The organism is Inquilinus limosus MP06 (assembly GCF_000767795.1).
Classification (GTDB): Bacteria; Pseudomonadota; Alphaproteobacteria; order DSM-16000; family Inquilinaceae; genus Inquilinus; species Inquilinus limosus_E.
The window spans coordinates 1-7425 of record NZ_JANX01000301.1 but is presented as its reverse complement, the minus strand read 5'-3'; the positions used below and the strand labels follow the sequence as shown (position 1 = coordinate 7425).

The 7425-nt window shown below is 69.6% G+C and carries 8 protein-coding genes; 5 read left to right on the top strand and 3 right to left on the bottom strand.

What is annotated here, in order from left to right; genetic code table 11:
* Positions 1 to 90: 90 nt before the first annotated feature.
* Entirely contained in the window at positions 91 to 510 is a 420-nt protein-coding gene (locus P409_RS36325) for an ester cyclase (protein ID WP_052121054.1), read from the top strand.
* On the opposite strand, the gene P409_RS20840 is transcribed toward P409_RS36325, so the two are convergent.
* Positions 494 to 1579, bottom strand: coding sequence for a nucleoside hydrolase (locus tag P409_RS20840; protein ID WP_034843038.1), 1086 nt, complete (start codon positions 1577 to 1579; stop codon positions 494 to 496). The genes P409_RS36325 and P409_RS20840 overlap by 17 nt on opposite strands.
* A 133-nt stretch (positions 1580 to 1712) precedes the next feature.
* On the opposite strand from P409_RS20840, the gene P409_RS20835 reads away from it, so the two are divergent.
* Complete coding sequence (locus tag P409_RS20835; RefSeq protein ID WP_052121051.1) at positions 1713 to 2219, top strand: GNAT family N-acetyltransferase; 507 nt, start codon at positions 1713 to 1715, stop codon at positions 2217 to 2219.
* A gap of 214 nt (positions 2220 to 2433) precedes the next feature.
* Here the strand turns inward: P409_RS20835 and P409_RS20830 are convergent, their stop codons facing one another.
* A complete protein-coding gene (locus P409_RS20830; protein WP_034843035.1) occupies positions 2434 to 3204 on the bottom strand; it encodes a DeoR/GlpR family DNA-binding transcription regulator in 771 nt (256 codons plus the stop codon).
* A 231-nt stretch (positions 3205 to 3435) separates the two neighbouring features.
* On the opposite strand from P409_RS20830, the gene P409_RS20825 reads away from it, so the two are divergent.
* Positions 3436 to 4299, top strand: a complete 864-nt coding sequence (locus P409_RS20825) for a choline/ethanolamine kinase family protein (RefSeq protein WP_034843032.1) — start codon at positions 3436 to 3438, stop codon at positions 4297 to 4299.
* A gap of 7 nt (positions 4300 to 4306) precedes the next feature.
* Complete coding sequence (locus tag P409_RS20820) at positions 4307 to 6739, top strand: GcvT family protein (RefSeq protein ID WP_034843030.1); 2433 nt, start codon at positions 4307 to 4309, stop codon at positions 6737 to 6739.
* A 54-nt stretch (positions 6740 to 6793) separates the two neighbouring features.
* Here the strand turns inward: P409_RS20820 and P409_RS20815 are convergent, their stop codons facing one another.
* The gene (locus tag P409_RS20815) at positions 6794 to 7123 is read right to left on the bottom strand and encodes a GIY-YIG nuclease family protein (protein ID WP_034843026.1); all 330 of its coding nucleotides are present in this window, start codon (positions 7121 to 7123) and stop codon (positions 6794 to 6796) included.
* A 107-nt stretch (positions 7124 to 7230) separates the two neighbouring features.
* Between P409_RS20815 and P409_RS20810 the strand changes: the two genes are divergently transcribed.
* The coding region (locus P409_RS20810) for a DUF2239 family protein (RefSeq protein WP_034843024.1) at positions 7231 to 7425 on the top strand (195 nt) is incomplete at its 3' end.

Below are 7425 nucleotides of genomic sequence, written 5' to 3'. Positions count from 1 at the left end.
CTGATGCTCCCTGTACCAGGATAACTTGTCCTCTGGTCCCAGGATAACACCACGGCGACCTTCGGCGGACGGAAACGGGAGGAGGGCGCGATGAGCGACACTGAAGAGGTCCGGCAGCGGTTCGTTGCATTCCGCGAGCGGCTCTACGGCCGGCACGACCTGGCCGCGATGGACGAGATGGTGCATCCGGACTTCGCCAGCGACAGCCCGCTGATCGCGCCCGGCATCGAGGGCTACAAGGCCTTCGCCCGGATGCTGGCCCAGGCGCTGCCGGATTTGCAGGCCCTGCGCCAGGACGTGGTGGTCGAAGGCGACCGGCTGATGGCGATGGCGCAATGGCAGGGGACCCATCGCGGCCCCCTGCTGGGCGCGGCGCCGACCGGCGCGGTGCTGCGCTTCGCCACCGCCGACCTGTACCGGCTGCGCGACGGCCTTCTGGCCGAGCATCGCGACGTGGTCGACCGGCTGGACGCCTCGATCGCGCTCGGGCTGGTCAGGTCGCCGGCTTGATCGGCACCGTCCGGGTCATCAGGTCGACATACAGGTCGAAGAAGCGGCGGTTGTCGAACTGCTTCACCACCTTGATCTTCTGCAGCAGCCTGGTCGGCTGCTCCTGCCAATAGCCGTAGGTGCGGCCGTAGCCGGGGCCGAAGGCGATGTCGACATCGACGAACAGATCCTCGACCTTGGTCGCGTAGCCCGGGTCGACCAGATAGGCGAGGGCGAGGGTGTCGAAGACGTTGACGGTCGCCTTCGCATCCTTGGCGAAGGCCTTGGCCATCCAGCTGTCCTTGAACAGCGCCGGGATCGGGCCGCCGGCGGCCATGATGCGGTCGAAATCCGCCTTGCCGAGCTGGGTGATATCGGTGACGTCGAGCGGGATGATCGCCTGGTCGATCGGCTCGCGCATGACGATGCGCGCGGCCTCGGGGTCGATCCAGACATTCATCTCCGCCGCCGGGGTGGTGTTGCCGCGGACATCGAAGGCACCGGCCATGTAGACGATCTTCTTGATCAGCGGCACGATCTCCGGGTTCTTGCGCACCGCCAGCGCGATGTTGGTTGCCGGGCCGATCACCAGCAGCGACACCTCGTGCGGGTTGGCCTTCACCGTGTCGACGATGAAGTCGACCGCATGCTCGTCGCGCGGCTTCGTGGTCTTCGCGAAGCCGTCCGGCGGGGCGACGAGATCCGCATCGGCCGGCTGCGGCCGGTGGAACGCGGTCTTGTAGCTCTCGCCGAAGCCGAACAGGGCGCGCTCGCTCTCGAAGCTCCTGGGGTCGTGCACCAGCGGCAGGCTGGCGCCGGCATAGACGCCGACCTTGTCGGCGATGCCCAGGCGCTCGACCGCCCGCAGCGCGTCCGCCACCTCCTGCTTCAGCCAGTTGTTGCCGGTCACCACGGTGACGCCCTTGAGGTCGATCACGCCCTCGCGGTCCAACTGCGCGGCCATGATCAGGACCTGGCCGTCATCCCCGGCCGTGCTGAAATCCGTGTCGATGATGACCTTCTCGGCGGCCATGGCCGGCGTCGCGGCCAGCATCCCTGCCGTCACGGCGGCGGCGATCCATCGCTGCATTCCTGTGCCTCCTCCTGCGCGGACCCGCGTCCTTCGATCCGAGTCGCCGGCGGTCCGTCATCCTACGATCGCACGCCGGGCGACGGCGGCGCGACCGGTGTGTAGGGTGCGCCGTCATCTGGAGGAGGCCGCCATGGCAATCGAGCTGCGCGAACTGCGCCCGGAGGATCATGCCCGGATCGCCGCGGTCGAGGGCGGCGCGGCCTGGAACGCCGCCGCGACGCTGTGGGGCGTCTATCTCGCCGATCAGTCCGCCGGCCGGCGCGCCGTGCGCCTGGCGTGGGATGGCGGCCATCCGGTCGGCTACGGCACGCTGCTCTGGGACTCGGATTACGCGCCATTCCGGGCCGCTTCGGTGCCGGAGATCAACAACCTGGTGGTGGCCGCGCCGGCGCGGGGCAGGGGCATCGGTACGGCGCTGATCCGCGCCTTCGAGGATCTGGCGCGGATGGCCGGGCGTGCCGCTATCGGCCTCGGCGTCGGCCTCTATGCCGATTACGGCCCGGCCCAGCGGCTCTATGCCGGGCTGGGCTACCGGCCGGATGGCCGCGGCATCACCTGGCGGGAGCAGTCGGTGGTTCCCGGCGACTCGGTGCCGGTCGACGACGACCTGGTGCTGTGGCTGATCCGGAGGCTCTGAGCGCCCATTCGGCCGGCATCCGCGCCGAAAGAGGGTAAATTTTGGGCAGAATCCATCGTGACCAAATTTTAATCCGATTTCCCTTGCGCGGCTGTCCGGAAGCTGCCAATGTTGCAGTGCGATATGCAGTGATGAGCTGCTGTCGTAACGCACTTCTTGGGCGTTTCCTCCCTAAACTCGGGCCGCAGCGATGCGGCCTGTTTTCTTTTGGGCCCTAGGCTTTTTCGTCCGGCACCAGGATCCGCACTCCGGCGGCGTCGCAGCGGCGGGCGACATCGGGCGGGGGCGGGCGGTCGGTGGCGACCAGGTCGACATCGGCCAGGCTACACACCTTCACCGGCGCCTCGCGGCCGAACTTGCTGTGGTCGGCGATCACCCAGGTCTCCGCCGCCTGGGCCATGGCGGCGTGCGAGAACTCGGCCTCGAACAGGTGGAAATCCACCAGCTCGCCGCGGCTGCTGATGCCGCCGACCGACAGCACGGCGCAGCGTACCTGGAACTGGCGCAGGAAGGCGATGGCCGAGGGGCCGAAAGCCGCCACGTCGTCACCGTTCACCTCGCCGCCGCACAGGAAGACGCGGTTGTCGTTGCGCGGCGCCAGGCGGCAGGCGATCTCGGCCGAGTTGGTCACCACCACCAGCCGGGAATGATGCGCCAGGGCCTGGGCGACATAGGCCGAGGTGGTGCCGTTGTCGAGGATGATGGGGTCGCCGTCGGCGATGCGGGCGGCGACCAGCGCCGCCACCGCCTGCTTGGCCTCGCGATTGCGCTGCATCCGGCGCTGGAACGGCGGCTCCTCCAGCCCGTCCGGCAGCATCACGCCGCCATGGAAGCGGAGCACGGCGCCGGTCTCGATCAGCGGCTTGACGCTGCGCCGGATCGTCTCGGTCGAGACCTCGAAGCGGCGCGCCAGCTCGGCGATGCTGCAGCTGCCGGACTCTCGCACGGCCTGCAGGATCTCGCCCTGCCAACGGTTGGACAACATCGGCCCTGCGGCGTTCCCTCACCCCGGAAAATTGCTTTATCCTATCGGCGGCGCGGCACGTCCTGTCCAGCTTCGATCGCAATCGGCCGTGAATTCCCGGCCGATTGTCACGCAAAGGCCGTGAATTTCCACACAAAGCCACGATACTGATTGGTATTGTGTGGATTCATGACGCTTCGCGATTGACGGGACGAGGCCCCGCGGCTTATCCGTCGATCAGGGAGGCGGGGAATGCCGGAGGCATCGGACATCATCGCCGGGCTGGGCTGCTGGAACGGGCGCCTCACCATCGCGCCCCTGGCCGGCGGGCTGACCAACCGCAACTACCGGGTCGAGGATGCCGCCGGGGTCCATGTCGTGCGGCTGGGTGCCGACATTCCGCACCATCACATCCTGCGCTTCAACGAGCTGGCCGCCAGCCGCGCCGCCGCTTCCGCCGGCATCTCACCCGAGGTCGAGCATGCCGAGCCGGGCATCCTGGTGACCCGCTTCGTCGCCGGCGAGACGCTGACGCCCGAGCGGGTGCGGCGGGAGGCGCCGCGGGTGCTGGAGCTGGTGCGGCGCGTGCATCGCGAGATGCCGGCGCATCTGCGCGGCCCGGTGCTGGCCTTCTGGGTGTTCCATGTGCTGCGCGACTACGCCCACGCCCTGGCCGGGCGGCGGCCGGCGGACGAGCTGGCCGGGCTGGTCTGCCGCGCGGCTGAGCTGGAGGCGGCGGTCGGGCCGGTCGAGCTGGTGCTGGGCCACAACGACCTGCTGGCCGCGAACTTCATCGATGACGGCCGGCGGCTGTGGCTGGTCGACTGGGATTATGCCGGCTTCAACAGCCCGCTCTTCGATCTCGGCGGCCTGGCCTCGAACAACGGCTTCTCGGTGGCGGAGGAGGCGGCGATGCTGAACGCCTATTTCGGCGCTCCCCCTTCGCCGGATCTGCGCCGGCGCTACGCCGCGATGAAGGCGGCGTCGCTGCTGCGCGAGGCGATGTGGAGCATGGTGTCGGAGATCCATTCGACGCTGGCCTTCGACTACGCCGCCTACACCGACGAGAATCTGCGGCGCTTCGAGGGCGCCTGGGACGATTTCCAGAGGATGTGAGAGCGCCATGACCGCCTTTCCCACCCAGGCCCGCACCGTGGTCATCGGCGGCGGCATCGTCGGAGTCTCGACCGCCTATCACCTGGCCCGGCTGGGCTGGGCCGACACGGTGGTGATCGAGCGGCACAAGCTCACCTCCGGCTCCACCTTCCACGCGGCAGGCCTGGTCGGGCAGCTGCGCTCCAGCGCCAACATCACCCAGCTGCTGGGCCATTCGGTGCGGCTGTACACCGAGCTGGAGCGCGAGACCGGCCTGGCCACCGGCTGGAAGATGAACGGGGGCCTGCGCCTGGCCTGCACCGAGGCGCGCTGGACCGAGCTGAAGCGCCAGGCCACCACCGCCCGCAGCTTCGGCCTCGAGATGCATCTGCTGTCGCCCAAGGAGGCGCAGGATTTGTGGCCGCTGATGCGGGTCGACGACCTGGTCGGCGCCGCCTTCCTGCCGACCGACGGCCAGGCCAACCCGTCCGACATCACCCAGTCCCTGGCCAAGGGCGCGCGCATGGCCGGCGCGGCGATCTGGGAGGACACCGAGGTCACCGGCATCGAGACCAGGGACGGGCGGGTGACGGCGGTCGTGACCAGCCGCGGCCGCATCGCCTGCGAGGCCGCGGTGAACTGCGCCGGGCAATGGGCACGCGACCTCGGCCGGATGGTCGGGGTCAACGTGCCGCTGGTGTCGGTCGAGCACCAATACATGGTGACCGAGCCGATCGAAGGCGTGACCCGCACCCTGCCGACGCTGCGCGACCCCGACCGGCTGACCTACTGGAAGGAGGAGGTCGGCGGCCTCGTGATGGGCGGCTACGAGCCGAACCCGATCGCCTGGGCGGTCGACGGCATCCCGGAGGGCTTCAACTTCCAGCTTCTGCAGCCGGACTGGGACCATTTCCAGCAGATCATGGAGCTGGCGCTGGGCCGGGTGCCGGCGCTGGAGACTGCGGGGGTGAAGGAGCTGATCGCCGGGCCGGAGAGCTTCACCCCGGACGGCAACTTCATCCTCGGCGAGGCGCCGGAGCTGCGCGGCTTCTATGTCGGCGCCGGCTTCAACGCCTTCGGCATCGCCTCGGGCGGCGGTGCCGGCAAGGCGCTGGCGGAGTGGATCGCGGGCGGCGAGCCGCCCTACGACCTGTGGCCGGTCGACATCCGCCGCTTCGGCCGGGCCCAGGCCGATGTCGACTGGGTGCGCAAGCGGACGCTGGAGCTGTACGGCAAGCACTACACCATCGCCTGGCCGAATGAGGAGCATGCCAGCGCCCGGCCGCTGCGCCGGTCGCCGCTCTACGACCGCCTCAAGGCGCAAGGCGCCTGCTTCGGCGAGAAGCTGGGCTGGGAGCGGCCGAACTGGTTCGCGGCGCCCGGCGAGATCCCCGGCTTCGGCCGGCCGAGCTGGTTCGAGGCGGTGGCGCGCGAGCACCGGGCCGTGCGGGAGGATGTCGCGGTCTTCGACCAGTCCTCCTTCGCCAAATTCGCTTTGGTCGGCCGGGATGCCGAGGCGGCGCTGTCCTGGATCTGCGCCAACGATGTGGCACGGCCGCCGGGCGCGTTGATCTACACCCAGATGCTGAACGCCCGCGGCGGCATCGAATGCGACCTGACCGTCGCCCGGCTGGCGGCGGACCGCTTCCACATCACCACCGGCACCGGCTTCGCCACCCATGACTTCGACTGGATCGCCCGCAGCATCCCGAAGGGCGCGGACGCGCATCTGGTCGACGTCACCTCGGCCTATGCGGTGCTGAGCCTGATGGGGCCGAAGGCGCGCGACGTGCTGCAGGCGCTGACCCGCGACGACGTCTCCAATACCGGCTTCCCCTTCGGCCGGGTCCGGCAGATCGCCGTGGCCGGCGCCCCGGTGCTGGCCCTGCGCATCACCTATGTCGGCGAGCTGGGGTGGGAGCTGCACATCCCGACCGAATTCGCCGTTGGGGTCTATGAGGCGGTGATGGCGGCGGGGGCGGCGCATGGCATCGCCAATGCCGGCTACCGCGCGATCGAGACGCTGCGGCTGGAGAAGGGCTATCGCGCCTGGGGCAGCGACATCGGGCCGGACCACACGCCGATGGAGGCCGGGCTCGGCTGGGCGGTGAAGCTGAAATCCGCCATCCCGTTCCAGGGGCGCGAGGCGCTGGAGGCGCGGCGGGGCCAGCGGCTGGAGAAGATCCTGGCCACTTTCACGGTCGACGACCCTTCGGTGGTGCTGCTGGGGCGCGAGACCATCCTGCGCGACGGCAAGCCGGCCGGCTGGCTGTCCAGCGGCGGCTTCGGCCACACGGTGGGCAAGCCGATCGGCCTCGGCTATGTCCGCGACCCGGCCGGGCTGGAACGCGATGCGCTGCTGGCGGGCACCTATGAGCTGGAGGTCGCGACCGAGCGGGTGCCGTGCCGTGTGCATCTCGACCCGCTCTACGACCCGCGGATGGAGCGGGTGAAGGGGTAGGGGCTCTCTACCCGCCGGTTTCCCCTTTTCGTCATGGCGAGGGGGCGAAGGCGGTCAGATCGCCTCCGCCCCGAGCGCCGCCTGCCAGTGCTCCAGCCGCTGCTTCAGGCGCTTGTCGCGGAAATGGGTCGCGTCCTCCTCGGACAGGATCTCGACCACTTCGAAGGTGAAGGCGGCCTCGCCTTGTGCGCGCCAGGCCTGCAGCAGGCCGGGATGGGTGTGGCTGCCGGTGCGCAGCATGAACCAGACGCGGTTCCGCGCCGTGTCCAGGTTGGGGCTGCGCCCGACCCAGGCCTCGCCCGTGGCCGTGCAGCGCACTGCGTAAATCCCGGCGGACACCTTCTGCTCCCTGTAGGCGGCGATGGCCGCCTTCCTGTCCTTCATGGCCCGATCCCGTTCCGTGGCGGCGGCAAGTTATTACCCGGGTGATATTGACGCAAGGTATTTTGCCCGGGTACAAATCGGCTGCCACTTCACCGGGATCGATTGCCGTGACCGCGACCGCCGCCACGCCCTGCACCGCCTTCGATGGTTCCACGCTGCTGCTGTCCGGCCCGCTGGCCGAGGTGGCGCTGGCGGCCCGGGCGGCGGTTGAACGCAACACGGGCGGCCCCGTTCTCGTCTTCGACGACACCACCGGCCGGGTGGTGGATCTCGACCTGCGCGGCGGCGAGGCCGAGATCATC

Coding starts and splice junctions, on each gene's coding strand:
- P409_RS36325 (WP_052121054.1), top strand. CDS start 91: ATGAGCGACACTGAAGAGGTCCGGCAGCGGTTCGTTGCATTCCGCGAG.
- P409_RS20840 (WP_034843038.1), bottom strand. CDS start 1,579: ATGCAGCGATGGATCGCCGCCGCCGTGACGGCAGGGATGCTGGCCGCG.
- P409_RS20835 (WP_052121051.1), top strand. CDS start 1,713: ATGGCAATCGAGCTGCGCGAACTGCGCCCGGAGGATCATGCCCGGATC.
- P409_RS20830 (WP_034843035.1), bottom strand. CDS start 3,204: ATGTTGTCCAACCGTTGGCAGGGCGAGATCCTGCAGGCCGTGCGAGAG.
- P409_RS20825 (WP_034843032.1), top strand. CDS start 3,436: ATGCCGGAGGCATCGGACATCATCGCCGGGCTGGGCTGCTGGAACGGG.
- P409_RS20820 (WP_034843030.1), top strand. CDS start 4,307: ATGACCGCCTTTCCCACCCAGGCCCGCACCGTGGTCATCGGCGGCGGC.
- P409_RS20815 (WP_034843026.1), bottom strand. CDS start 7,123: ATGAAGGACAGGAAGGCGGCCATCGCCGCCTACAGGGAGCAGAAGGTG.